The 26552-nt window shown below is 50.4% G+C and carries 22 protein-coding genes and 9 pseudogenes; all 31 read left to right on the top strand.

The window, feature by feature from the left end; translation table 11 throughout:
- The first annotated feature begins 239 nt into the window (after positions 1–239).
- The gene (locus KWG61_RS15315; protein WP_230267537.1) at positions 240–1868 is read left to right on the top strand and encodes a hypothetical protein; all 1629 of its coding nucleotides are present in this window, start codon (positions 240–242) and stop codon (positions 1866–1868) included.
- 382 nt (positions 1869–2250) lie between these two features.
- Positions 2251–3433, top strand: a pseudogene (gene pgk, locus KWG61_RS15310) (phosphoglycerate kinase).
- 21 nt (positions 3434–3454) lie between these two features.
- Positions 3455–4209, top strand: a pseudogene (gene tpiA, locus KWG61_RS15305) (triose-phosphate isomerase).
- Positions 4210–4670: 461 nt separating this feature from the next.
- Entirely contained in the window at positions 4671–5009 is a 339-nt protein-coding gene (locus tag KWG61_RS15300; protein ID WP_230267540.1) for a hypothetical protein, read from the top strand.
- A 132-nt stretch (positions 5010–5141) separates the two neighbouring features.
- On the top strand, positions 5142–5318 hold the full coding sequence (locus KWG61_RS15295; protein WP_242744542.1) for a hypothetical protein: 177 nt from the start codon (positions 5142–5144) through the stop codon (positions 5316–5318).
- A 746-nt stretch (positions 5319–6064) separates the two neighbouring features.
- Positions 6065–6280 (top strand): hypothetical protein, encoded by a 216-nt coding sequence (locus KWG61_RS15290; protein WP_242743373.1) that lies wholly within the window; start codon positions 6065–6067, stop codon positions 6278–6280.
- Between the two features lie 5 nt (positions 6281–6285).
- Positions 6286–7164 (top strand): transposase, encoded by an 879-nt coding sequence (locus KWG61_RS15285; RefSeq protein WP_242744541.1) that lies wholly within the window; start codon positions 6286–6288, stop codon positions 7162–7164.
- Between the two features lie 286 nt (positions 7165–7450).
- Positions 7451–8182: a transposase gene (locus KWG61_RS16630; RefSeq protein ID WP_256460721.1), complete on the top strand. Its 732-nt coding sequence runs from the start codon at positions 7451–7453 to the stop codon at positions 8180–8182.
- A complete protein-coding gene (locus tag KWG61_RS16625) occupies positions 8170–8739 on the top strand; it encodes a transposase (protein WP_256460720.1) in 570 nt (189 codons plus the stop codon). The genes KWG61_RS16630 and KWG61_RS16625 overlap by 13 nt, the downstream gene beginning before the upstream one ends.
- Before the next feature lie 290 nt (positions 8740–9029).
- Positions 9030–9452, top strand: a complete 423-nt coding sequence (locus KWG61_RS15275; protein WP_230267807.1) for a nitroreductase family protein — start codon at positions 9030–9032, stop codon at positions 9450–9452.
- Positions 9453–10337: 885 nt separating this feature from the next.
- Complete coding sequence (locus KWG61_RS15270; protein ID WP_242744540.1) at positions 10338–11477, top strand: hypothetical protein; 1140 nt, start codon at positions 10338–10340, stop codon at positions 11475–11477.
- Positions 11478–12093: 616 nt separating this feature from the next.
- A pseudogene (gene ispF / locus KWG61_RS15265) lies at positions 12094–12568 on the top strand (2-C-methyl-D-erythritol 2,4-cyclodiphosphate synthase).
- Positions 12565–13007: pseudogene (gene dtd, locus KWG61_RS15260) on the top strand (D-aminoacyl-tRNA deacylase). Before ispF ends, dtd begins: the two co-directional pseudogenes overlap by 4 nt.
- Positions 12964–13839 (top strand): annotated as a pseudogene (folD, locus tag KWG61_RS15255) (bifunctional methylenetetrahydrofolate dehydrogenase/methenyltetrahydrofolate cyclohydrolase FolD); the annotation flags it as partial. The pseudogenes dtd and folD, both read left to right, overlap by 44 nt.
- Before the next feature lie 24 nt (positions 13840–13863).
- Positions 13864–14075 (top strand): annotated as a pseudogene (locus KWG61_RS15250) (DUF951 domain-containing protein).
- 5 nt (positions 14076–14080) lie between these two features.
- Complete coding sequence (gene ychF / locus KWG61_RS15245) at positions 14081–15181, top strand: redox-regulated ATPase YchF (protein ID WP_230267812.1); 1101 nt, start codon at positions 14081–14083, stop codon at positions 15179–15181.
- 246 nt (positions 15182–15427) lie between these two features.
- Entirely contained in the window at positions 15428–15580 is a 153-nt protein-coding gene (locus tag KWG61_RS15240; RefSeq protein WP_242744539.1) for a hypothetical protein, read from the top strand.
- A 23-nt stretch (positions 15581–15603) separates the two neighbouring features.
- Positions 15604–15795 (top strand): hypothetical protein, encoded by a 192-nt coding sequence (locus tag KWG61_RS15235; protein WP_242744538.1) that lies wholly within the window; start codon positions 15604–15606, stop codon positions 15793–15795.
- On the top strand, positions 15792–16091 hold the full coding sequence (locus KWG61_RS15230) for a site-2 protease family protein (RefSeq protein WP_242744537.1): 300 nt from the start codon (positions 15792–15794) through the stop codon (positions 16089–16091). The genes KWG61_RS15235 and KWG61_RS15230 overlap by 4 nt, the downstream gene beginning before the upstream one ends.
- A gap of 451 nt (positions 16092–16542) precedes the next feature.
- Positions 16543–16611, top strand: a pseudogene (locus tag KWG61_RS17885) (zinc-ribbon domain-containing protein); the annotation flags it as partial.
- A 257-nt stretch (positions 16612–16868) separates the two neighbouring features.
- Positions 16869–17615: a hypothetical protein gene (locus KWG61_RS15225; RefSeq protein WP_242744536.1), complete on the top strand. Its 747-nt coding sequence runs from the start codon at positions 16869–16871 to the stop codon at positions 17613–17615.
- Positions 17612–17929: a hypothetical protein gene (locus KWG61_RS15220; protein ID WP_242744535.1), complete on the top strand. Its 318-nt coding sequence runs from the start codon at positions 17612–17614 to the stop codon at positions 17927–17929. The genes KWG61_RS15225 and KWG61_RS15220 overlap by 4 nt, the downstream gene beginning before the upstream one ends.
- Positions 17926–18549: a hypothetical protein gene (locus KWG61_RS15215; RefSeq protein WP_242744534.1), complete on the top strand. Its 624-nt coding sequence runs from the start codon at positions 17926–17928 to the stop codon at positions 18547–18549. Before KWG61_RS15220 ends, KWG61_RS15215 begins: the two co-directional genes overlap by 4 nt.
- Positions 18550–18631: 82 nt before the next feature.
- A complete protein-coding gene (locus tag KWG61_RS15210) occupies positions 18632–19426 on the top strand; it encodes a hypothetical protein (protein ID WP_242744533.1) in 795 nt (264 codons plus the stop codon).
- A gap of 2 nt (positions 19427–19428) precedes the next feature.
- Positions 19429–20109, top strand: coding sequence for a hypothetical protein (locus tag KWG61_RS15205; protein WP_242744532.1), 681 nt, complete (start codon positions 19429–19431; stop codon positions 20107–20109).
- 56 nt (positions 20110–20165) lie between these two features.
- Positions 20166–21476 carry a type IV secretory system conjugative DNA transfer family protein gene (locus KWG61_RS15200; RefSeq protein WP_230267818.1) on the top strand — a complete coding sequence of 437 codons (1311 nt, stop codon included), beginning with the start codon at positions 20166–20168 and terminating at the stop codon, positions 21474–21476.
- A 427-nt stretch (positions 21477–21903) separates the two neighbouring features.
- Positions 21904–23102 (top strand): annotated as a pseudogene (locus KWG61_RS17880) (ABC transporter substrate-binding protein).
- A gap of 72 nt (positions 23103–23174) precedes the next feature.
- On the top strand, positions 23175–24053 hold the full coding sequence (locus KWG61_RS15190; RefSeq protein WP_230267820.1) for a branched-chain amino acid ABC transporter permease: 879 nt from the start codon (positions 23175–23177) through the stop codon (positions 24051–24053).
- Positions 24054–24056: 3 nt separating this feature from the next.
- Positions 24057–25019, top strand: a complete 963-nt coding sequence (locus tag KWG61_RS15185) for a branched-chain amino acid ABC transporter permease (RefSeq protein ID WP_230267821.1) — start codon at positions 24057–24059, stop codon at positions 25017–25019.
- Entirely contained in the window at positions 25019–25798 is a 780-nt protein-coding gene (locus tag KWG61_RS15180) for an ABC transporter ATP-binding protein (RefSeq protein WP_230267822.1), read from the top strand. Before KWG61_RS15185 ends, KWG61_RS15180 begins: the two co-directional genes overlap by 1 nt.
- 8 nt (positions 25799–25806) lie before the next feature.
- Positions 25807–26519, top strand: a pseudogene (locus tag KWG61_RS15175) (ABC transporter ATP-binding protein).
- Positions 26520–26552: the final 33 nt, after the last annotated feature.

Genomic DNA, 26552 nt, shown 5'->3' with positions numbered 1-26552 from the left:
GAAAAAATTACCGAAACGTTTGGCGGCATCTGTCCAGTATCCGGATGGGTGCCGCCTTTTGTGTCGTATAATGAGAAACAGATTTCTGCCCTGCTTTTTCTCTGACTGTCTGGTCCGATTTCTATATGCGAACAGGAAACTGGATCCGTTCGAAAAGACGCAGAGAAAAAGAAACGGGCAGCATTACAAGGGATTTCCGGAAACCGGCCGGTTCTGGAAATCAGATTCAGGGGACTTTCATGAAAAAGAGAGCCATTCGCTACATTTGTATCGCCGGAACGATTCTGTTTGCGTACTTCATGTTCGTCGGCATTCTTCAGGCCAGCGAAGCGCAGAACGCACTGCTCAGCGCCACCGGCGGCACACAGTCCAGAGTCAGCATCGGCCTGATTGTCTGGATTGTCTTTTGCGGGATCGCCAGTTTTCTGTTTCTGGGCTATGGGGTAATGTCCAGAGGCGGCAAAAGAAACTGGCAGGAAATGATTCATTCGAAAAGAATGGAACTGAGCATGCTTGTGACCGGACTGACCGGCGCTCTGTTCTCGCTGCTTCTGTCGGCTGTACTCATTCAGTCGCTGCCGACGTACAAGTTCAGCAGTTCCGCGATCGCCTCGGCACACAAGCCGCCAAAAACGGAAACGATCGCCTCATCCGCTTCTTCTTCAACCGCTTCTTCGCAGGCACCCGCCTCGGAACAGCCGGCTTCTTCGGAAGAGCAGAATGAGCCGGGTGTGCTCGATCAGGCTTCTGGCGTCAACACGATTGAAGACGCGCAGACGCTGACCGCCAGACTCGACAGCGCGCAGCCTGATCAGAGCGTGGTGCTGGCCAAAGGTCTGGCTTCAGCGACCCTTTCGCAGTCCATTCTCAACAAAACCGGAAACTCCACAAACCTCGACAATACGATGCGCTATGGCATTAACGCCGCCATCCTTGGTACGCCGGGATCGACGATCAACATCCTCGGTACCGTTCTGAACACGAACGCGGTCGGTGCGCCTGCAGTAGCAGTCAGCGGCGAAAACGCCACCGCTTCGGTAACCGACTCGGATGTCACCGCTCTGGGCGACAGCTCGCCGCTTTTCATGGCACTTGATCACGGTTCGGTTTCCGTTTCCAACGGTCTGCAGAAAACGCTCGCTAACAGTTCGCCGATTTTTTACGTCGATGCAAACGGCAGCGTGACTGCGGATTCCAGCGTTACGGAAACAAACGGTCTGGCTTCGCCGACGCTGCTCAACGCGGGCACCTTTAACGGCAGCCGCCTGAGCATGGCGTCCAACACGTCTTCGGCAGCCGTTCTGATTCCGGGATCAAAGACAACGCTCGCCAACTGCGCGATTACCATGAACGGACTGGACAGCGATTCCGGCATGGAAGGCGCCTTCGTGGCCCGCACGGACGGACGCTGGGAAAAGGCGCAGGGTCTGACAGAACTGACGCTCAACAGCTGCTCGTTCAGCTACATCGGCCGGGCTGACCATCCCAATGGAGCGGCGTTCGCGGTACGCGACAGCGACTTCGTTCTGAACATGAACGCCTCCATGCAGCTGACCGGATTTACAACGCTGGTGCAGGCGGAACGCTCCAAAGTTACGATCAATGCCGTAACCCAGGTTGTGTACGGCAATATTAACGGCGACGAAAACAGCGAAGTGAACATTACCCTGACCGGCGCATCCGGACTTGGCGGATCAATCAATTCCGATCAGCGCATGAAAACCGCTGTTCTGCACATGGACGCCTCGTCCACGCTCGCTCTGAGCAGCGATATTTATCTCACCGAATTCGTTAACGAAAATCCGGCGGGAACCAACATCATCACCAACGGTTTTCACATTTACGTCAACGGACAGGCGGTCATCTGACCCCTGTCCGTTTTTTCAACCTGCACCGTTCTGGTCTTTGCGTCGGATCTGCTCCATTTCCCAGCGGACCAGAACCTGGACGCGTGAAGATCGTTCCGCCCCTGGGCTTTTCCAGCGCCGCTTCAGATATTCTGTCCGCGTTCATATATCTTTCTCTCATGCCGGCATACTTCCGGTACGCCGGGCGCTTTGCGGACCCGGCCTTTTCCATTGGATCGGCAAAATAAGGCTGTCTGAGCGAAATTCATGTAAGCGGTTAACACTTCGATGTTTGCGTAAGAATTCACAAGCTCACTTTTGGAAATTTCAAAGCATCCCGGCCGGTGATATACTAGAAAAGAACGTACGTAAGTACATGATTAAAGGAGGAAACACTGCATCCATGGCAAAGAAAACTGTCAAAGATCTCGATGTGAACGGTAAGAAAGTCATCGTCCGCGCTGATTTGAACGTACCGCACAAAGGCAGCGAGATCACCAATGACAATCGCGTTAAAGCCGCTATTCCTACACTCAAATATCTCACGGACAACGGCGCGAAGGTCATCCTGATGTCCCACCTCGGCAAAGTAAAAACAGACGAGGACAAAGCGAAAAACGATCTCGGCATCGTCGCTCCGCGTCTGCAGGAACTGCTTCCTGATGTAACTGTAAAATTCTGCCCCGTTACACGCGGCGAAGAACTTGAAGCAATGGTTGACGCCCTCAAACCAGGCGAAATTCTGCTCATGCAGAACACTCGCTACGAAAAAGGCGAAAGCAAGAACGATCCTGAGCTCGGCAAATACTGGGCTGGTCTTGCAGACATGTTCGTAGAAGACGCGTTCGGTTCTGTACACCGCGCACACGCTTCGACCGTCGGCATTCCTTCCAACCTGCCGGATAATGCACTCGGCTTCCTGGTGGAAAAAGAAGTAGACATGCTGGGCAAGGCTGTAGACGATCCTGTTCATCCATTCGTAGCCATTCTTGGCGGTGCAAAAGTATCCGACAAGATCGCAGTTATCGAAAACATGCTCGACAAAGCCGACAGAGTTATCGTTGGCGGCGGCATGGCCTACACCTTCGAAAAAGCACTCGGCCACAATGTCGGCAACTCCTGCTTGAAGAAGACAAAATTGATCTTGCAAAACAGATTCTGAAAAAGGCGAAGGCAAGCTGGTTCTCCCTGTAGATACCGTAATTGCGGACGCATTCTCCAATGATGCCAACACCCAGATCGTCGGCGAAGACATTCCTGATGGATGGATGGGCCTCGATATCGGACCAAAATCCATCGAACTCTTCAAGAAAACCCTTGAAGGCGCGAAGACCGTTGTATGGAACGGCCCGATGGGCGTATTCGAAATGCCAAAATTCGCAAACGGCACACTCAAAGTCTGCGAAGCCATTTCGGAACTGCCAGGCGCTACAACCGTAATCGGCGGCGGCGACTCTGCAGCAGCAGCTATCCAGCTCGGATTCGAAGACAAGTTCAGCCACATCTCCACAGGCGGCGGTGCTTCTCTTGAATACATGGAAGGCAAAACGCTCCCAGGCATTGCGATCATCGCAGAAAAAGACTAGTGAGAGACTGAGGATTGAATCATGAGAGACCAGATTATTGTTGGAAACTGGAAAATGAATAAGAACAACGCAGAAACCAAAGCGTTCTTTGAAGAAGTTGACGCGAAAGCCGTCAGCGACAAAGGACTCTACGGCGTAGGCGTTCCATTCACGGACCTGAAAACCGCACTCGATGAAGCGAAAAACCTCATCGTAGCCGCTGAAAACGTACACTTCGAAGATGCCGGCGCTTTCACTGGCGAAGTATCCGTTCCCATGCTCGAAGAACTCGGCGTGAAATACTGCATCATCGGTCATTCCGAGCGTCGTCAGATGTTTGGCGATACCAACGAAACCGTAAACAAGAAAGCCAAAAGCTTCTTGCGGCAGGCATCACTCCAATTCTCTGCATCGGTGAAACAGAAGAAGAATACGACAACGGCAAAACCAAAGATGTCATCACGGAAGAACTCCAGGGTTCCCTGAAAGACATCCCGGCTGAAGAATATGCCAATATCGTTCTTGCCTATGAACCAATCTGGGCAATCGGTACCGGCAAATCCGCTTCGGTTGAAATCGCGGAAAACTGCTGCAAACTCGTTCGCGACGTCGTTCGTGAAATCGCAGGCGACAAGGCTGCGGAAGAAGTTCGCATTCAGTACGGCGGAAGCGTTAAGCCCAACAACATCGTTGAATACATGGCTCAGCCCGATATCGACGGTGCTCTGATCGGCGGTGCCTCCCTCAAACCGGATTCCTTCATCGAAATCATCGAAAAACGAAGTAGTCCAAAATAACAAAGTAATCCCGGAAACAAGCCTGGCCATTGCGGCTGGGCTTTTCTTCTGCCCGCATTTCCAGTGCAGCGTCCGGAGAAAACGGGCGGCCGATAGCCAGCGTCCATTTCGAAACATTTTTTCGGGAAGAGGGAGCGCTTTCTAGGCACAAAGCAGGAGTGTACGTGCCCCTTTACGATTCGCGGACGATCTAAAAAAGTGCGCTACAATATTAACAGTTCATAAGCAAACGGACATTACAAAGCCAGTTCGTTAAAACGAGAATGAAATAATTCAACTCGAGTAAAGAAAAGAGCCTGTCCTGATTTGCTAAAATGTGTCCTGAATCGCAAGAAAAACACAATACGGACAAATGGGTCGCCGAACTTGTCGGTATGAGCACACAATGGCGTAGAAAGCGAGGAATCTTTCTGCTTAACATAACCAAAAGAGACTTTATAAAGCTGATTGAAAGACTTCTGATGCGTGTTCGCCAGGAGAACATCGATTCGTTCGAGATCTCTCAGGAAGCCAGACGAATTTATCAGGAAGCCATGCCCAGCGTCGGCGGATCGATCGACCGGTTCATCCTGTACGGCTACACCGTATTTCTGGAAAAACGGGAAGAGTGCGACGGTCTGGCGAGCGTGGAGGAACACATGGATCTTTCATTTGTCATCCCGCGGCGCTCCCTTCTTCTGTTTCTCGAACAGGTGGCTATTTTGCAAAATGCGACGCCCGAAGAGGCAAAACGCAATGCCGAAGCCGTAGTCACCTGGTTCGAAAAATGGCAATTCAAGTTTCCAAACTCATTTGTATAAAAAGTCAGCTAAACTTTCCGTGAAGTGAAAAAGTAATTTCCACTTTTTCGCACCAGATATGGAATTTGCTTTTTCACTTCCCAGACATTTTTCCAAAGGTGGAGGTATAGATAAAAGGTGGAGGTATAGATAATGGAAAAGGAAAGCAAAATCATTGTTGGCTTTAAGACCGTCGTTTTGGGGCTGTGCCTTTATATTATTGAACTGCTGTCTTTACCTGTTTTCGGTATACTGCAAAAATGCAGACAAACGGCGATGGGTTTTACAGTGATTTTTGGAAGTACGCAGGAGTACAGCCTTACCCCGTAATCTTTATATTGACCGGCATTGTGATTGTGCTGGGAATTGCGTTAATAATTCTGGGATACAAGGACAAGAAATAAATCGCTGTTTACAAAATGGCAACAGATGAAAAATGCTGTTCCTGTATCCATCGTGAAGCGAAAAAGGAAATTCCATATCTTAAGCGTTTTTTGATCCACGAGAATTTTGTCTTGCAAGAGTCGATATTTATTTTGAGTAGAACTTTCCCAACGAGCTTAACTATACAAATCGCTCGTTTTTGAAATTTTATCTCATTAGAGAGCCTTTTTCGAGGCTCTCTTTTAATTCTGCCTGGCTTCATGACCAGACATGCGATTAACAAGCATTATTAAGCAAAAATCGTAAATCAATTTGATTCTTTGAAATTTCATTTTTATTATAAAAATCCTCCCTGTATAGATTATTTAATGATATAAGACAGATATAAATACACTATATGAAAAGGAGCCAAATATGTCTGTTCCAGCTGAGATTCGTGCCGTACCACGTCCCAAAAATTCGATTGTCTATGCCTATGGAAAAACAAGGATCGATACGCTGTCAAGCAGCGAGTCGGCTGTGTCCGCAAGAACGGCCATTGTTATCCAGTCGATGGTCCTACTATCGGCCACATCATTAATGGCAAATTCGTACCTCTTGAAGAACCGACTTCTCCAGCGGTTCATACATCTAAGACAGTTCTTAAAGACTGGGCCAATGTTGAGCTCTGTTACAGGCAGTCCGCTGAATTGATGGAAGAACTGCTTCAGGTCTATAACCGTCAGGACGCCGATAAGATTCTGTGCATGGCCATTCTTCGCGTCTGCTATCCGCATATCAAAGACTGCGAACTCAAAGAGAGTTACGATGAGTCGTTTCTGACGGAGCTGATGCCAGAAACCGCGATGAGCAAGAATACGATCAGTACATTTCAAAAGATCTTGGTAAAACATGCAACCGAATTCTGAAGTTCATGAAAAACCGGGCAGCCAAAGTTGGGATTGATGATCATCTTCTGATCGATGGAACACTGAAGTCGAACGACTCCAGACAAAACACGCTCTCGGAGTTTTCCAGAAAGGCCAGACTGAAAGGAAGACGGGATATTTCCGTACTTTATGCATTTGATCTGGAAAAAATGGAGCCCATCTGTTCGCAGTGCTTTCCCGGCAATATGCTCGATCTGACATCCTATGACAGTTTTGTGAAACAGAACGGTATTCAAAGCGGAATTATGGTTGGTGATAAAGGGTTTCCCGTCAAATCGATCGAAGAAGTCCTTAAAGACTGCCCGCAGCTTCATTACTTCAACCCGCTTCATCGGAATGCCAAGCTTGCCTTCGATCATGAGATGTATAACTTCGAGGGCGTGATCGAAGGCTGCTGCGGCTTTCTTGGGCAGATGGAACCGATTCAGTTTAAGAAAGAGAAGCTGTCCAATAAGGGAAAATGGCTCTACAGTTTCCGTGATCCGAGAAGAGCGGCTCAGGAGGAGACGGACTGGCTGGATAAGCATCGTAAAGATAAGTACGATTTCGAAGAATACGAAAAGAAAAAGCGTACATTTGGAACAGTGGTCTTTGAATCAGATGTCGATCTGTCTCCGGAAGATGCCTGGAAGACCTATAGTTATCGCTGGCAAATCGAGATCGTTATGCGGTACTACAAGAACGCCCTCGGCTTTGATGTAACCAGAGTCCATGATGACTACTCAGTGATCGGCAGCGAATTCATTGATTTTCTGTCGACCGTCATCACGTTCAGACTTCTGAACCTGTTCGACGAAAAAGGCCTCCTTGAGGACATGAGCTATAAAAAATCATGCACATCCTGCAAAGAGGCAAAAGAATAAAAATGATAATGAGTGGGAACTGATCAAAATGAATCCAAGCCAGATTGCAATTCTTCAAAAACTTGATCTGATTCCACGACCAGATTCGGTAGATAAACCCAAAAGGAAACGTGGTCGTCCACGCAAAAATCCGACCGTATAGTTTAGCTGATTGGGAAAGTTCTATTTGAGTATCGGCTTTTTATGTGGAAAATCGAGAGTGTAAGGTCTTTTGTGTAAATTCCATCAAGACATCAGACTGATACAACCAGCTTGAGCCTGACAAATTTATACAAGGAGACCACTTATGCCACGTAAAGCTAAAGCTGGCCAACCATTCAGGAACAGATTGCTTCAACCATCGTTAAGGAATACAAACCTAAGACGTTTAAAGAAGCCTCAGACCTCATCAAGGAAATCTTTGGCCCTGTCCTTGAACAGATGCTCCAGGGAGAACTTGATGCGCATCTCGAGTTATACCAGCGGATCGCATGATCCTAAATCGACAGAGAATCGCCACAATGGCTATTCTGAGAAGACGGTAAGGTCTTCTCAGGGCGAACTGGATCTGCGTATCCCTCGTGATCGCCTTGGTACATTCGAACCGCAGGCTGTTCCTAAAGGCAGCCGGGATATTTCCGATATCGAGGACAAGATCCTGCGTATGTATGGGCAGGGTATGTCACAGCGCGACATCTCCGACATCATCCAGGATATCTATGGCTTCCCGGTCTCTGCGGATACGATTTCAAACATCACTGATCGTGTCTATCCGGTTGTTGATGAGTGGCGTCATCGTCCCCTGAAGAAGTGCTATCCTTTCGTATTCGTTGACTGCCTTTACGTATCAGTGAAAACCGATCATGGTGCCAAAGAACAGGCTGTATATGTGGTTCTTGGCTATGACACGGAAGGCTGCAAAGATATCCTTGGCATCTGGATCGGCGAGAGCGAATCCAGGCACTTTTGGATGGAGATCTTTGACGAACTGAAGGCACGAGGCATAGAAGACATTTTTTCCTGTCCATGGACGGTGTAAGCGGGCTTGAAAGCGGCGCTAAGGCTGTATTTCCGAACGTTACTGTGCAGCGCTGCATTGTTCATATTCTTCGTAACTCGCTTAAATATATTCCAAACAAAGAAAGAGCTGGTTTCTGCAAGGATATCAAGAGAGTCTACGGTGCTTTGAACGCTAAAGAAGCAGAGGGTGCTTTCGATGAATTTAAGGAGAAATGGAGCCAATATCCTGGTTCCGTGAGCGTCTGGGAACGTAACTTTCATCACGTACTCCAGCTGTTTAACCACGGCAGCGCTGTCCGAAAGATAATGTATACAACCAATGCGATTGAGTCGGTTAACTCCAGCCTGCGAAAAGTAACAAAAAGGGCTCGTTTCCAAATGAGGATTCAGTTTATAAGGCTTTGTATCTACGCATTGTGGAGCTTGAGAAGAAATGGCAGGGACGAACGGTTCAAAACTGGGCAATGGTACGCAATCAGCTCCTGTGCGAGGAAGAACTGGGTGCCAGGCTGGAGAAGTACTCAGCCAGATAAGCGGCAGATCCGAAATCCGCTCATGAAATTTTCTTCCGCTTAAACCCTTTACAGCGGGTCCCCGCTCCCCTGCACTCCCTGAAGACGTCCCCGCCGTCGAAAAATGCCACCCTGGCAGGGACGTCACAAGTCTAGCAGGGGGCGCCCGCTATAAAGGGCCGCTCCAGAAATTTTCAATCGCTCATCGTCCAGCGAGGTGTTTCGGGCCTTCGAAACGGCCAAATGTTTCAACTACCAAAAACGAATTTACACAAAATTCTTTACATACCCTATCAGTCAGGCATTACAAGTATGCAATGGTGTTTTTTGTAAAACAGATCAGGAGGTATACAGATGAATTTAGTATTAGACTTGTTTCGCACAAGAAGAAGTTATAGGAAATACAGCGAAAAACCGATTGATGAAGCTGTATTAAAACAAATTATGGAAGTTGGACTTATTTCTCCAACAGGGGATAATTTCAAGACTGTAGAACTGATACTAATAAAAGATAAAGATCTGTTAAATGAAATCGCAAGTATGCGAAAGGCTGCAGCTATGCTTCGCCATGCAGGTGCTGCAATTATTGTGCTTGTAAATACCCAGAAGACAGATTTGTGGATTGAAGACGGAGCTATATCTGCGTCGTATATGCACCTTGCCGCCGATGCTTTAGGAATTGGAAGCTGCTGGATCCAAGTGAGAGCAAGAGATGCCGTAGACGGCAAAGAATTTGAGGAAAACTTCAAGAGAAATTCGATATACCAGAGTATATGAAACCGCTTTGTATCTTATCGTTAGGAAATGTAGATTACCAACTGCCCGCTCACTCCATAGAAGATATTAACTGGGATAATATTCATTCTGAGAAATATTAAAATAATGAATTTTCAGAAAAAGGAGAACGCGGATATTTTTGTCAATTGAAAACTGGTCCACTTTGGGTTGAAGAAGACTGCTCTTTTCAGTTGCAGAATCCGCAGTTTGAGTTCGATATTCTGAATTCTCGGTTCAGGATTCCGTTTTTTGAGTTTAAGATTCCGACGTTTGAGTTCAAAATTCCAAAAAATCAGAAAAAATCAGTTTGAGTTATTTAGCCCAAAGCCAGAATCAGGTCCTCTGATTCAGGTTTTGGGCTGTTTTGTAATACTTCTCACCAGCGGTTCTCGAGATCGAGCGCAGCGCAGCTGCTCTTCTGGATGAGTTTTCCTGTATCCGTAAATCGATGGATTTGAAAACTGTCATCTGAGTATGCACTTTCCAGTCCACCATTATGGAGTACGCAAAAGTCAGGCGGCCCATTTTTCAAATCCGATTTTCGCTTTTTGGACCAGTTTTAAACTGCAAAAAACAAGAGCTGCAAGACGAAACGAAATGCATTTTGAAATGGAACTTCCATAAAAGTAATTTCCATTTTTCGCGCCAGGCATGAAATTTACTTTTTCGCTTCACACAACTAAACTTTCAGTCTTTTCCCTTTACCCTTTTCACCCCGAATCTTTATACTATCTTTATAAGTGCTCCGGCATCTGGACAGGATTCGGGGCTGTTTCTTTAAAGCGACAATGTATATTAAAATTCACCCCGTTGTTGTCCGCCATTTTCGAGTCGCCTAAGATAGGAAATGGAGGGATCGCATACAAAAGTTTGGAGGGTATTGAGATGAAGGCAAACGAACCATCTGCCGTTAAGGCAGCAGCCGCTATATGTACTCTGTCTGTGATCGGAGCCACGGTTTCCACGATCACTGCCTTCACCACCAGTGAAGCGCAGAACAGACTGGACGATAAAGTCTATGCCGCGCAGGAAACCCCAAGCCCTGTCCAGCTGGATACGAAATATTATCTCGAAGCACCAGCATCCCAGTCTGATGCAGTCCAACAGAGAACACTTACCGATTCACAGGCCGAAGATGTGGCCCGTCGGGAACTGGCCCGTCTGGAAGCGCAGGATCGCGAGAAAGCCGCTGTCGCTCTGATCGAAACTCAGAGTGAACCGGCAGACCCCAATCCAGAAGTCCAGTCCGAGGATCCCGCCGCACAGAGCGCAGATCTCGACCCGAACGCGGATGCTTCTTCTGAGCAGACGCTGGAAACGCAGGATTCTGTCGTTGCCGACGCAGCGATGAATGCGCAGCCTGTTCTTACACAGCCTGTCGCTGAGCAGCCGGCAGCACAGCCCGCAGCGAATATGCCTGCAGAACAGGTTCCCGTGGCACAGGTTCCGGTTGTGAATGGCAATGCGTCCGTAGCGGGAGGCGAATCCATTCCGGAAAGCGGCGTCGAAGCCGATAACAGCGCCGATCAGGCGATGACCGGCGATGCGATCAATCTGGACGAAACGATCACGGTACAGCCGATTCTTCCGGTTGTCACCGATCCGGTTCAGACCGATCCTTCTGCCGTTACCCAGATTCCGGAAGACGACCTTCCTTCGGATTATGATCCAAACGCGCAGCCTCCAGCGGATAATCCGCCTGACGATCAGCCGCCGATCGACGATCCGAATCCGCAGCCGCCCATCACCCCGAATCCGCCCAGCAATGTCGATCCGGGGCAGAATCAGCCGGGTGACGATGACAATAAGCCTGCCGGCGATTACTCCGCTTTGAACGCGGCCATCGCCCAGTCGGCCCTCAGCCTGGTGGGAACGACCGACGGACTCTCCTGCACGGAAGTCGTTCAGCTCGCTCTGGCAAAAGCCGGCGTCAGCGATGCCATGTCGCTCTGGCCAAAGGATTATGCGGCGATGTACGGCTACTACACGGATTACGCCGCAGCCAGGCAACCTGATCTACTATGAACAGGGCGGGAACGGTCTGGACCATATCGCCATTTACATTGAAACGGCATGGCCGTCCATGGAAACTACGTCATTGACGGCAAAGGCTATACCAAAATTGCACCGGTAGAAACCGGAAATTATTCTTACTATGCATTTATTCAGGTCTGCCGCTAGGCCGACCGAAAACAAGCCGATCCTTCCGTTGAACGGTTGAAGTTCAAAGATCTAGACGAATCTGCCCATTATGCGGATTCGTCTTTTTCTTTGGAGCCAGAAGAATCTGGATCGGTCGGGGCTTTGAAAGCTGCCCGGTGCTTCCTTCCTTTTTCTTCTCTTTTTTTCTTCTCTTTTTCTGTTTTGAAATTTCCGGATCTTCTTTCAAATTTCTGTATCTGCGAAAAACTTCCGTACAATGAAAGAATCAGGAACGAAAGCGCGCTCACTCTGCCTGGCCGGATTGCCGGAAAGACGCATGGCCTCTTATGGCAGAAAGCCGGCTTAAAACTCAATACAGAATTCGGCTTTGTCTGAAGTGTTTTTCGTTTTCTGGAATCGGAAGAAAAGCTTTCGTCCTGTTATGCGGCTGCCAATGCGGCGGACGGGGTACGAAAGCTGGAGGTTAACTATGGCACGAATGAGAATCGGGCAGGCCATCGACATTCATCCGCTCGAAAGCGGAGGCCGCTGGTGCTTGGCGGCGTAGAGATTGACTCGCCCAAAGGCCTGAAAGGCCACTCGGATGCGGATGTGCTTCTGCATGCGATTGCGGAAAGCATTCTCGGGGCACTGGCCCTCGGCGATCTGGGCGCCAATTTCCCGGACACCGATCCCAAATACAAAGGCATCGCCTCGACGCTGCTTCTCGATGAAGTCTATCGGAAAATGCGCGAGAAAAATATCATATCGGCAACGTCGACGCGACAATCATGGCCGAAAAGCCGCATCTGGCCGGCTATAAGGCGCAGATGACGGAAAATGTCGCGTCCATTCTTCACTGCGACGTCGATCAGATTTCCATTAAGGCAACCCGCGGCGAAAAGCTTGGCTTTGTCGGCAGACAGGAAGGAATGACCGCTCTGGCTGTCTGCCTTCTGGAGGAAGACGAATGAAAGTCGTCATTCAGCGCGTAAGTCACGCCTCCTGCACGGTGGACGGTGAAATTATCGGCCAGATTCAGGACGGACTGCTTCTTCTGGTGGGGTTTAACCGGGAAGACGATGCGTCGGTTTTGCCGAAGATGATTCGCAAAATTGTCAACATGCGCATCTTTGGCGATGAAGAAGGCAAGCTGAACCGCTCCGTCCTGGATATAAAAGGAGAAGTGCTTTCGATTTCGCAGTTTACCTTATACGCTTCCTGCAAAAAGGAAATCGTCCAAGTTTTATCGAAGCAGCCCCTGCAGAGCAGGCGCGCATGTTATATGATCAGTTTAATGCACTGCTTGAACAGGAAGTCCCCGTACAGAAGGGCGTCTTTCAGGCAGATATGAAAATTGATCTGCTCAATGACGGGCCGATCACCATCGTACTCGACAGTAGAGAGGTATAGAAAAATGATTCTTTATGGAAATGAACTTGCTGCAAAACTGCAGGCAGGCATGAAAGAGGAAATCGATCAGATCAAGGAAAAAGGTCTGCGCCTTCCGTGCCTGTCCGTCATTCTGGTCGGCGACAATCCAGCCAGCCAGTCCTATGTCAAAAGCAAAGCCAATGCCTGCCACAAAATCGGCATTGAAAATCGCACCATTCATCTTCCTGCCGACATTTCTCAGGAAGAACTCGAAGCCGTTGTACAGAAAGAAAACGAAGATCCAAACGTTGACGGCATTCTGATCCAGCTGCCGCTGCCGGCTGGTTCCGGACTGAACGAAGAAAAGGCACTGATGGCCATCAGCCCCGACAAGGATGTCGACGGACTTCATCCGCTGAACGCCGGCGCGCTCGCACTTGGCCGCGAAGGCTTCGCTCCATGCACCCCGCGCGGTGTCATGGAAATTCTGAAAGAAGCCGGCTATACTGATCTTTCCGGTATGCGTGCGGTAGTCATGGGCCGTTCCAATCTCGTCGGAAAACCGGTCGCGCAGCTTCTGCAGAACGCCAATGCCACCGTTACGGTCATCCATTCGAGAACGAAAGACGCGCCTTCGATCTGCCGCGAAGCCGACATTCTGATCGCCGCCATCGGCAAGCCGGAATTTGTAACTGCTGAATATGTCCAGGACGGCGCCATCGTAATCGATGTAGGAATCAACCGCGTAGACGGAAAACTGAAAGGCGACGTAAAATTTGATGAAGTGGCTCCGAAAGCGTCCGTCATCACGCCCGTACCGAAAGGCGTCGGCCCGATGACCGTATGCATGCTTCTCGACAACACCATCGAAGCCTGGAAAAACACGAGGGAATTCATGACTGATATTCAATACGACCTTGGCGACATTGTGGAAATGAAAAAGAGCACCCCTGCCATCTTTCCAAAGAATGGAAAATCATTCGCATGGGCGCCGATATTCGAATCAAGTGCCAGGGCTGTCAGACCAGCGTTCTGATGCCGCGTTCCAAATTTGAGAAAAAGCTCAAGCGCGTCATCCGGAAAGCGGATCAGAACAAGGAGGAATAGAATCAATGTCTTTAACTGCAGGAATTGTCGGACTGCCAAACGTAGGCAAGTCCACCCTGTTTAATGCCATCACCAACTCGCAGGCGGAGGCTGCCAACTATCCGTTTGCGACCATCTCGCCCAACGTCGGCGTCGTTGAAGTACCCGATCGCCGCGTAGACCGCCTGACGGAACTGTTTCATCCGAAGAAAACGATTTATACGACCTTTGAATTTACCGATATTGCCGGTCTGGTCAAAGGCGCGTCCAAAGGCGAAGGACTGGGCAACCAGTTTCTGGCGAACATCCGGAACACGGATGCGATCTGCCATGTCGTTCGCTGCTTTGACGATCCGAACATCACGCATGTGGAAAACTCAGTCGACCCGGTTCGTGATGCCGAAATTATCAATCTCGAACTGATCCTCGCCGATCTGTCGACGGCAGAAAACCGCATTGCCAAAGTTGAACGAAAGGCATCGAGCGGCGATAAGAGCGCCAAAGCGGAAATGAATCTGCTTTCCCGTCTTAAACCGCATCTGGAAGCCGGAAATCCGGCCCGCTCTCTGGAAATTACGGAAGACGAAGCGCCGATTCTGCACCAGTACGGTCTGCTGACTGTCAAACCGGTCATTTACGTAGCCAACATGGATGACGAAGGCATCGCCGATCCGTCGGCCAATCCGTATTTCCAGGCACTGTCCAAAATGGCCGAAGCCGAAGGCGCGCGCATCGTTCCGATCTGCGCCCGTCTTGAAGAAGAACTTTCCAGTCTGGAACCGGAAGAAAAGGACGCGTTCCTCGAAGATCTCGGTCTTCCGCAGTCCGGTCTCGATCATCTGATTCAGACTGCGTACGCGACGCTCGATCTCTGCACGTTCCTGACTGCAGGCACCGACGAATGTCGTGCATGGACATTCAAGCGCGGCATGAAAGCGCCGGACTGCGCCGGCGTCATTCACACCGACTTCAAGCGCGGCTTTATCCGTGCCGAAGTGTACGCCTTTGATGACATCGATCGTCTCGAAAGCGAACAGGCGGTTAAGGAAGCCGGCAAGCTGCGCCTGGAAGGCAAGGACTATGTCGTTCAGGACGGCGACGTGATGCATTTCCGCTTCAACGTCTAATCCGACAGGACGGTATTCCATTCCATCTGAAAACAATTTGACTCTCCGTCTCGATCGCGGAGAGTCTTTTGAATTCTTACACTGTGCCCAAATCAAACCGGAATCCTTTTCTTTTGGATGGCGTTCTGTATGATGGGTATACGGTCCCAAAATGTATAGCCGCAAAAGAATGCTTTTGCGAACTCCAATGGACCGAATTCGACGCAAATGACTTTGAAAGGCTCTGGCTTTGCGAAAGGAGAATTTATGTTATCTGCCCTTCGAACATTCGATCTGCGCATGATTTCGATTTATCTGATTGCCGTTTTCCTTTCCATGACGCTTCATGAAATGGCGCATGGACTGGTCTCCTACTGGCTGGGGATTCGCTGGCAAAATCGCGCGGACGAATTTCTTTAAACCCGTTCCACCATATCGACTGGATGGGTCTGCTCTGCCTGCTGCTCTTTGGTTTTGGATGGGCCAAACCGGTACCGGTCGATCCATCCCGCTACAAGGATCCGAAAACCGGCATGATCTGGACCGCTTTTGCGGGTCCGATGACCAACTTCCTGCTTTCCTTTGTCTGCGTGTTCCTTTTGAAGTGCTGGTTTATTTCACCGGCGGCTTCGTGAACACTGCCATCGGATCGTATCTGATCTCGCTTCTGTCCGCGACCGCGGTGATGTCCATGGGATTTGGCGTCTTCAACCTGATTCCGATCCCGCCGCTGGACGGATCCCGCATTTTCTGGGCATTTTTGCCGGACCGAGAATACTTCAAAGTCAATAATCCGCCTGCCTGGATGTCCCTGCTGTTTCTGGTTGTGATTTTCTCCGGCATTCTCGATGGACCGCTGGCCATGATGCGTTCCACCATGATCGGCTGGATGGAAAGCGGAGCGCTCTGGCTGCTTTCTCCGTTTATTTAAACGGCCTGTTTACGCGCGGGGACTGGATCATCCAGTCCAAGGCGCCGCACAAACGAAAGAGATCGAACGGGATTGTCTGGAAATTCCGTTCTGAACCGCTCTGTTGTGAACCCTTTTTGAGTCTGTACGTACTGCAATGGTACCTGCAGACTCTTTTTCTTTTCCAAAAAGGCGGGATCCATTATTCGTTTGCACGCTTCGAAAAGCCATCGCCTATAGAAAAACGAAAGGTACAATCCGGTATTGCAAGAATGAGCAGCGCTTGCATAAATTGATTGATTTTCAGAAGAATTGGACGATGCAGGGAAAGGCTACGGTACAAAAAGACAATGACAGTCAAAAGAAAACGTGAGTGTCAAACCAGACGCTCAATTTTCCGTACCTGTTGCGCTTTAATTCCGTACCTGTTGCGCTTTAAAAGAAAAAAGTAAGAAAAGAAAGAAGGAAAATTATGAAATACTGTGAGCACTGTCATGCTCCCATTTCCGATACGGCGCTGTTCTGCACCAGCTGCGGAACGCCTGTTTCCAAATCCTCTCCGGCCAGTCAGCCGGCAAAGTCGAATCCGGTCCAAAACGCATCGGCGCAGAGAGTTCAGCCTGGCAAAACTGTTCAGCCGGCAAAAATGCCGGATATCCTCAGAATGCCCGGGCGGTATCCAGTACGCCTTATGCGCAGAACGCGCAGCCCGTCCAGAATGCGCAGAACGGATAGTTTTCGAATGCGGTAAAGACAAACGCCCAGACGCAGTCCGTTTCTTCCGCTGCCTCTTCCGCCATGCAGACCGTGCAGGCGGTCGTCGGTTCGGTTCAGTCGTTTGTGGATAATGCCTCGGCGGCTTACCGGCCGGTCGCTCAGCGCGCAGTGGAAAATGCGGAAGCGCCAAACCGGGACAAGACGTGTCATGGCGTAATTCTTTCGGACGGGGAAATCGTAATCCGGGACTACGTATGTGCCGATATCCGCTCCCCGCGCTGCATGGGATATCTTACCGTAACGAATAAGCGCGTCCTCTTTAACGGAGAAGGCAGCGGAAGCCGGATCGCTCAGCAGGCCTGGATTGACGGCGTCACCGGCGTTACCGCCTATTACGGGCGCGACATTCAGATTTCGATGGTCGTTGGCGGAGCACTTCTTCTTCTCTGTTCCCCCTTTGCAGCGATGGTCAATCCGCTCGTACTGTTTCTGTTTATGGGGCTGGGGATCTTACTGATCATTGTCGGCCTGATGCAAAAATGCTTCAAGCTGAGCATTCATTCCAGCAACTACACCGGCAACAGTATTTCGTTTGGGAGCGGGCCGACCAACATGCTCGGCAATGCGGCGCTGCTTTCGCTGACCGGCGGCCCGACTGTCGACACCAACAAGATGATGGATGAGCTCGGCGCTCTGATTCAGGATCTTCAGACGCAGGGCGATCTGGCCATCAAAAATGGAAATAGCCGATCGAAATTCTGCGATCGCAACAAAGACAGGCATCGGCTTTCGCTGCCTGTCTTTGTTTTGGAAAGGAAATCGAAATGATTGATATTAATGTAAATCGTCTCGCAAAACGCATTCAGGAAGAGTGTCCGTACCTCGATGCGCAGGCGGCAATGTATTACGCCAGAGACTTTCAGCGCACCTTTGAAGACGGCTCGAAACCCGCACTGGAGCGATGGATGAATCATGAGCCGTTTGAGACGGATGAAAAATATACCGTTCCTGTGATTCAAAAAATTCACAGAGCCGGAGGAATTGTGGAAGCATTCCGTCTTTACGATCTGTGGAAAAAGATCCCGTCCTGGGCGAACGGCTCATCTGGCAGGGACCGCGCTAAAAGGAGCAGAAAGTCATGAACTTACGACAGATGCGCTTTGCGCTTATGAGCGATGAAAAGCTCTATCAGTCTTTTGCTTCTTCGAACTGGAACCGGATGAGCGTCGAAAACCGGAAGGCAGCGCTGCAGGAGCTGGGCAATCGCGTCGCAGACGAATACGGGATTGAACGCCGGCCGATGTGGTTTGAACCCATGAGCGGAGGACGCTTCGGATCTTTTGATGAGAATGAAAATGTCGTATGCCTCAACCGCTACCTTGTGGAAGAAGGCCGGCAGTATATGGCGGAAAACGGGCAGCTGTATTACTGCGATCGTACGGATGCGCCGGCCGAACTGGTGAATACGGTTTATCACGAATACTATCACGCCTATCAGCGGGATGCGATCGACGGAAAAGTGACGCATCCGGATCCCATGGAAGTCAAAGTCTGGGAAAGCAATTTTAAACGGGATGCGGGCAATCAGCTCGTGAACTACTACAGCAATCAAGACAAAGTGGATCCGCGCTATAACGTCCAGTCCGGGAGCGAACAGCCGACCGCAAAGGAGAAGAAGGCGTTCGAAAAGTTTTTGAATCCAACGAAAGAACTCTCGGCAAAGACCAGATGTATGAAGAGTATAAAAATCGCATGCCTGTGATTCATATTCCAGACACCTTCAGGATGCGATCAGCCAGTTACAGGATCCGAACATCGAAGAAAATCTCGATAAAGAGATGCTCATGAAATACTGCGATGATCATGGAATCGACTATAAAGCAGAGGACAGCTATAAGGATGTCTGCAATCGGATTCGGCAGGCAGAGCATCCAGAACTTGGTCCAGCTAAGCCCGCTTCCGAAAAATCTCTGCTGACCCCGGAACAGGAGCGGCTTAAGCAGTACATGGATGATCATGGATACAGTCCGGAAAACCAGACGGAGTATAAGCGGGATCCGGAATGGCAGCGGCTGCATCAGGCAGTTTATGGAGAACGCGAAGGCATAAATAACTTGCCGCCGGATCCCTCTTTCCACAAAGAAGCGGAAAAGGCCGAGCAGGAAGACCAGACGATCAACAGAGAACTGAACACGGAGGTTTTACCAAAGAAAGCGGAAGAAGCTGCCGAAAGCGAAGACCAGGATCAGCAGGAAGGCGAAAGCAAAACAGCGGAAGAGACCGAGGACGAATCTGAGGCTGAAAGCGAAGGTCAGAGCGAGCAGGAAGGCGAAAGCGAAGCGGTCGAAGAGACCGAGGACAAATCCGCAGCCGAAAGCGAAGATCAGACTGAACAGGAAGATCAGGTCGAGTCCGATGAACTGAACATGGACGACTCCCCGAAGAAAGTGAAGACGAAACTGAGCAGGAAGATCAGAGTGAAAGGTCTGAAGAGACCGAGGACGAATCTGAGGCTGAAAGCGAAGATCAGAGCGAACAGGAAGAGGAAAGCGAAGCGGTCGAAGAGACCGAGGACAAATCCGCAGCCGAAAGCGAAGATCAGACTGAACAGGAAGATCAGGTCGAATCCGATGAACTGAACATGGACGACTCTCCCGAAGAAAGTGAAGACCAGAGCGAACAGGAAGATCAGGTCGAGTCCGATGAACTGAACATGGACGATTCTCCCGAGGAAAGTGAAGACGAGACTGAACAGGAGGATCAGGTCGAATCCGACGAATTGAACATGGACGACTCTCCCGAAGAAAGTGAAGACCAGAGCGAACAGGAAGATCAGGTCGAGCCCGATGAACTGAACATGGACGATTCTCCCGAGGAAAGTGAAGACGAGACGGAACAGGAGGATCAGGTCGAATCCGATGAACTGAACATGGACGACTCTCCCGAAGAAAGTGAAGACCAGAGCGAACAGGAAGATCAGGTCGAGTCCGATGAACTGAACATGGACGATTCTCCCGAGGAAAGTGAAGACGAGACGGAACAGGAGGATCAGGTCGAATCCGACGAATTGAACATGGACGACTCTTACGACGAAAACGAAGACCAGAGAGAACAGGAAGATCGGAACCATTCGGATGATGTAAACATGGATGAATCGGCAGATCAGGAAGAAGAAACATCTGAAAACGAAGAACAGGCCCAGTCCGAAGATCAGAGTCTGTCCGATGAGCCCAGCATGGAGGACGGTTCTTTGCCATCAGACAGCGGGGAGAGTTCCTCTAAAGAGGAGGAAGAAGACGAACAGAAGGGCATATCCTACTGATTCCTCCCAGCTAGTCCAATGCTTCAGCCTCAATGTATGGAAGAAAGGAAAAGAAAATGGAATACAACGAACAGATTCTCAGCGGTGAATATCTTCATGATGATCTGACTTACGTAGAACAGACGGCAAAATTCGGCCTTCCCGGAACGCTTCGAACCGGGAACAGTGTACTGCTCTGTCCGGGTGAGCAGATGCTGTCACGCCATCTGCTTCTGCTTGGCGGAATTGGAAGCGGCAAATCCAACTGCTTCAATCACCTGATCCGCAATGTCCGTGCCGGACTGACCGGACAGGATGTGCTGATCATTTTTGATACCAAAGGCGACTATTACGATGAGTTTTACTGTCCGGGCGATGTCGTCATCAGCAACGATGCCCGGGCTACCGGCGGCGCTGGTTTTGACTGCTGGAACGTCTTTAACGAAGTCATGATCGATGACCGCGTCGAAGAAAACGTCTACGAAATTGCCGGTACGCTTTTTTATGACAAGATTCACAACAGCTCGCAGCCGTTTTTCCCAAATGCGGCGAAAGACCTGTTTACGGCGCTGATGCTGCACATGAACCGCTCCGAGAAAATGGCGGCGCATCACAATAACAAGGCGCTCCGTTCCATGCTGGATACGTTCTCTCCGGAAGCCATGAAGAAAATTCTTCTTTCCTATCCCGATCTGAAGTCGATGAGTACGTATATTGATGATCCGAAGTCCGGACAGACAATGGGCGTCGTCTCGGAACTGCAGCAGGCAGTGCGGGAAATTCTGATCGGCAATTTTAAGCAGAAGGGAACGCTCTCCATGCGGGAACTGGTTCGCCAGAAAGGCGGCCGTGTCATTTTCATCGAATATGACACGGGCATCGGCAATCTGCTTACACCGATTTATAAGCTGCTGGTCGATCTGGCAATCAAGGAAGCGCTCTGCCGCAAGAGCAACGAAGGAAACGTTTATTTCATGCTCGATGAATTCCGGCTGCTTCCGCATCTCGAACACATTGACGACGGCGTCAATTTTGGACGAAGCCTGGGCGCCAAGTTCGCGATCGGAATTCAGAACGTGGATCAGATTTCGGCAGCGTATGGCGAAAACCTGGCGCGAAGCATTCTTTCCGGTTTCGCGACAACGTTCGCTTTTCGGGTCAACGATTCCAATTCCCGCGGCTACATCAAGGATCTTTATGGAATGAATCTGCGTTCGGCAAGCTTCCTGTCCAATATCACGTCAAGAGGACTGGTCGAGCAGATTCGGGAAACGACGGTCGTTGAAGACGTGGATATCACCCGGCTACAGATTGGCGAAGCCATTATCAGTACGCTGGGCATGCCGCCTTTCCGCTTCCGGTTTGATGAGTTTTTCTCGTCGCGCTGACTTTGGAATGCGATCCGCACCCCGTAAGGTACTCACAGAAACGGTTCGCAGATCGCAAAAACCAGAGAATAAAACCCGTCCGATCGAAATTTTGGCTCGATCGGGCGGGTTTTGTAGGAATGCGTCTGCTTGTGGAAAGGAAACGACGGTTTTCGGAAAGGATCGGATCGGGAAGAAAAGTGCGCTTTTTGACGGCAGGGAGAACGGTTGTACGGGTGACTCGGGCGTTTTCGATCCAAATCGGGTCAAATGTGAATGAAACGTGTACACCAAAGCAAGAAGTTTTCATTTCATTTTCAATTATTTTCATGAAAAAACGTACAAAGCACACAAAAACGCAGAAATAAGGGAAGGGCACGGGAAGATATGTTGAGATTATCGGTTTTGCGTTTAATATTTAAGCTATCTTTTTAGAAAGAGGAACAAAATGACAAAACACTTCTGGAAAGCAGCCGGAGCCACATTACTCTGCACATCCATGCTCGCTGGCTGCTCAAGCACTCCTGCAACTGGCAGCAGTACCGCAGATTCTGCTGCAGGCTCTTCCGCCAAAGCTGGCGATACCGTTAAAATCGGTCTCAACTTCGAGCTGACCGGTCAGGTCGCTGACTACGGCACAAAAGAAATTAACGGTGCGAAAATCGCTGTACAGCAGTTCAACGCCCGTGAAGACAAGCCCTTCACCGTAGAAACGGTTGAATTTGATGACAAGGGCGAACCGGCTGAATCGGTTGCTGCAATTACGAAACTGATCGAACAGGACGGTGTTGTCGGCGTTGTCGGACCTGCGACTTCCGCAAGCTCCATCGCTACGTATGAATTTGCGACATCGAAGCAGGTTCCTGTAATTTCTCCTTCCGCAACGCAGGTAAACGCCATGCTCAAGGCAGATGGTACACCATATGAATATGCGTGGCGTGTCTGCTTTGAAGACAGCTATCAGGGCAAAGGCATGGCGGAATATGCCTACAACAATCTTGACGCGAAAAAGCCGTTGTCCTGAACGAAGTATCCGACTACGGTTCCGGCCTGGCCGAAGCCTTCACCGAAGAATTCGAAAGCCTCGGCGGCGAAGTTCTCGACCGTTCCGAATACCAGTCCGGCGACAAGGATTTTGCAAGCTTCATTACCAAAATCAAAGACCTCGACTTCGATGTTATTTACGTTGGCGGCTACTATAACGAAGCAGCCCAGATCGTAAAGGCAGCCAAGGCAGCCGGCATTGAAAAACCGATCATCGGTGCAGACGGATTTGACTCCGCTGACTTCATCCAGCAGATCGGCAACGACTACGCCAACAATATTTATTACACAACCGCCTACACAGCGATTGATCCAAGCGAAGAACTGTCCAAGTTCATCGAAGACTACAAAGCAGCATACGGCGAAGAACCAAGCATGTTTGCGGCGCTTGCCTATGATGCAACCAACCTGCTCCTCTCCAGTCTCGAAACGTCCGGTGCGACGGGTGCAGAACTGAACGAAGCCATCAAGAAAGCAGACTTCTCCGGTATCACTGGATCCTTCACATTTGATGAGACAAACCACACTCCAGCAAAATCCGTTCTCGTTGTTGAACTCGTTGACGGTGTTCAGTCCAACGTCAAGGAAGTAAGCGTAGAATAAGCTGAAAACCTGAATCCATTCAGAAAGCAGGGGTCTGATCCCCTGCTTTTTCAAAAGAAAGGAGAACTCCATATGGAAGTGTTTCTGCAGCAGGTGATCAACGGACTGTCGCTTGGCAGTATTTACGCGCTGGTCGCCCTCGGCTATACGATGGTGTACGGAATCATCAAACTGATCAACTTTGCACACGGCGACATCTATATGATCGGTGCCTACACAGCCTTTTTCGTAACTACCTACATGGGCATGAGATTTCTGCCGGCCCTGATCGTGTGCATGATCGTCTGCGGAATTCTCGGTGTACTCATCGAACGCATTGCCTATCGTCCTCTGCGAAAGGCGCCCCGTATTACCGCGCTGATTACCGCGATCGGCGTCAGCTATGTCATTGAATACACGACCCAGATGTTCATGGGCACGTCCACAAGAACGTATCCGAAGCTTCTGCCGGATACCTCATGGCAGCTCGGTCCGGTTCGTATTTCCTATATTCAGATGGTCATCTTTACCGTAACGATCGTACTGATGATTCTTCTGACGCTCGTCATTCAGAAAACAAAAATCGGCCGCGCGATGCGTGCCGTTTCCGCTGATGAAAATGCCGCCAAGCTGATGGGTATTTCCGTCGACAATACGATTTCCTTCACCTTCCTGATCGGTTCCGCCCTCGCGGGCGCGGCCGGTATGCTGGTCGGTGTGTACTACAACGCAGCCAGCCCGCTGATGGGTATGGTTCCTGGTCTGAAAGCGTTCGTTGCGGCCGTATTCGGCGGCATCGGCTCCATTCCGGGCGCGCTTGTGGGCGGTCTGTTTATCGGCGTTGCCGAAACGCTGGTCGTTGCCTACGGCTCCTCGCTGTACCGCGACGCCATCGTGTATGCCATCCTGATTCTGGTGCTGATCATCAAGCCGACCGGTCTGTTTGGCAAGAACGAAAGAGAGAAGGTGTAATCCATGGCAAAACAGGTTCTGACAAAAACCAACCTGATCTGGACGGTGATTGCACTGAGCATCTTTACCCTCGTCTGGGTTCTGATGGGCGCGGGCGTTATCAACTCCTACTATGAATCGACGATCTTTACGATCTGCTTCAATATTATTCTGGCTGTCTCCCTGAATCTGATTGTCGGCGTCTGCGGACAGTTCTCCTTAGGACATGCGGGATTCATGGCGATCGGCGCCTATTCTGCCGGTATCGTTACGAAAATGATGCCCAACTACGGCGGCATGGCGCTGGGCATTCTGATCGGCTTTGTCATTTCGACGCTGGCCGCTCTGGTCGTTTCCATTCCGACGCTGCGTCTGCGCGGCGACTACCTCGCCATTGCGACGCTGGGCTTTTCAGAAATTATTCGAATCTGCATTCAGAACATGAAAATCACCAACGGCGCAGCCGGTCTGATGGGCATCCCCAAACTGACCACCTGGCCGATCCTGTTTTTCGCGGTTGTGCTTTCGATTATCGTCTGCACAAACTTCGTCCGCTCGACCCAGGGCCGTGCCTGCATCGCCATCAACGATGACGAAATCGCAGCCGAAGCCATGGGCATCAACACCACGAAATACAAAGTCATGGCGTTTATTATCGGTGCCATTCTGGCTTCTCTGGCCGGCAGCCTGTTCGCCAACTACTTCTATGTACTGAACCCGAACCAGTTTACCTTCAACAAATCGATCGACATTCTGGTTATGGTCGTCTTCGGCGGCATGGGCAGCATGTCCGCTTCCGTTATCGCGGCCATCGCGATCGGCATCCTCAACATGTGGCTGCAGCAGTTCACCGACCTGCGCATGATCATTTACGGCGCCGCTCTGGTTCTGATGATGATCTTCCGTCCGCAGGGCATCCTTGGCTCCTGGGAACTTTCCATCGAGCGTTTCCTGAAAAAGCGTAAACTGAAAAAGGAGGAAGCGTGATGGACTCCGTATTAAAAATTACCGGCCTTTCCAAAAACTTCGGCGGTCTGGCTGCGGTTTCCGGCATCAACATGGAAATCTACCCCGGCGAACTGATCGGTCTGATCGGACCGAACGGTGCCGGCAAGACCACGCTGTTCAACTTGCTGACCGGCGTGTATGAACCGTCCGAAGGTCTGATTGAACTCAATGTCGACGGCAAGAAGCAGCAGATCGGCGGCATGAAGCCGTACAAGATCACCGCACTTGGCATGGCGCGGACGTTCCAGAACATTCGTCTGTTCAAAAGCATGACCGTTCTGGAAAACGTCAAGCTCGCCATGCACAAGAACGCCGGCTACGGCGTATTCAACGGTCTGCTCCGTACGTCCCGCTATTACAACGCGGAACGCTGGATCGAAGAAAAAGCCTGCGAATATCTGCAGGAAGTCGGTCTGTACAAAAAGCGCTACGACAAGGCGACGAACCTGCCGTACGGCGAACAGCGCCGCCTGGAAATCGCCCGGGCGCTGGCAACCCAGCCAAGCATCCTCTTTCTGGATGAACCGGCAGCCGGCATGAACCCGCAGGAAACCGAAGAGCTTACCCAGCTGATTCATCATCTGCGCGACAAGTACAAGCTCACCATCATTCTGATCGAGCACGACATGTCCCTGGTCATGAACCTGTGCGAACGCATCTTCGTTCTGAACTACGGCCAGCTGATCGCGTCCGGAACGCCGGATGAAATCAAGAACAACGAATTCGTCATCAAGGCGTACCTGGGCGAGGAGGTGTAAGCATGGCTTTGCTCGAAGTTAAAAATCTCCATGTTCACTATGGCGTAATCGAAGCGCTTAAAGGCGTTTCCATTTCCGTTGAACCCGGACAGATCGTTACGCTGATCGGCTCCAACGGCGCCGGCAAGACTTCGCTTCTGCAGGCCATTTCCGGCATCGTGAAAAGAGCGAAGGCGATGTCATCTTCAAGGATGAGTCCATTTACAAAGCCAAACCGCGCCATATCGTGTCCAACGGACTGGTGCAGGTTCCGGAAGGCCGCCACGTCTTCCCGGGTCTGAGCGTGTATGAAAACCTGATGATGGGCGCCTATCTGCGCAAGGACAAGAAGGGCATCGCCGAAGATCTGCAGAAAGTCTACGAACGCTTCCCGATTCTCGAAAAACGTAAAAACCAGGATGCGTCGACGCTTTCCGGCGGCGAACAGCAGATGCTCGCCATGGGCCGCGCCCTGATGGCCAGACCGCAGCTGCTTCTGCTCGATGAGCCGTCCATGGGTCTGGCTCCGATTCTCGTCAAGGAAATCTTCAATATTATTCAGGATATCCAGAAGACGGGAACGACGATTCTGCTCGTTGAACAGAACGCCCGCATGGCTCTTTCCATTGCGGACTATGCCTATGTACTGGAAACCGGGAAAATTTCCCTGCAGGGACCGGCCAGCGAACTGGCACAGTCTGAAGACGTCAAGAACGCCTATCTGGGCGGAAGCGCGTCCTGATCGGCGCAAAGGAGACCACTATGTTTCGCGTAT

Origin of the sequence: Allobaculum sp. Allo2, assembly GCF_022701175.1 — a bacterium.
Classification (GTDB): Bacteria; Bacillota_I; Bacilli_A; order Erysipelotrichales; family Erysipelotrichaceae; genus Allobaculum; species Allobaculum fili.
The sequence above is the reverse complement of the archived record's forward strand: the minus strand, read 5'-3'. Positions and strand labels throughout refer to the sequence as shown.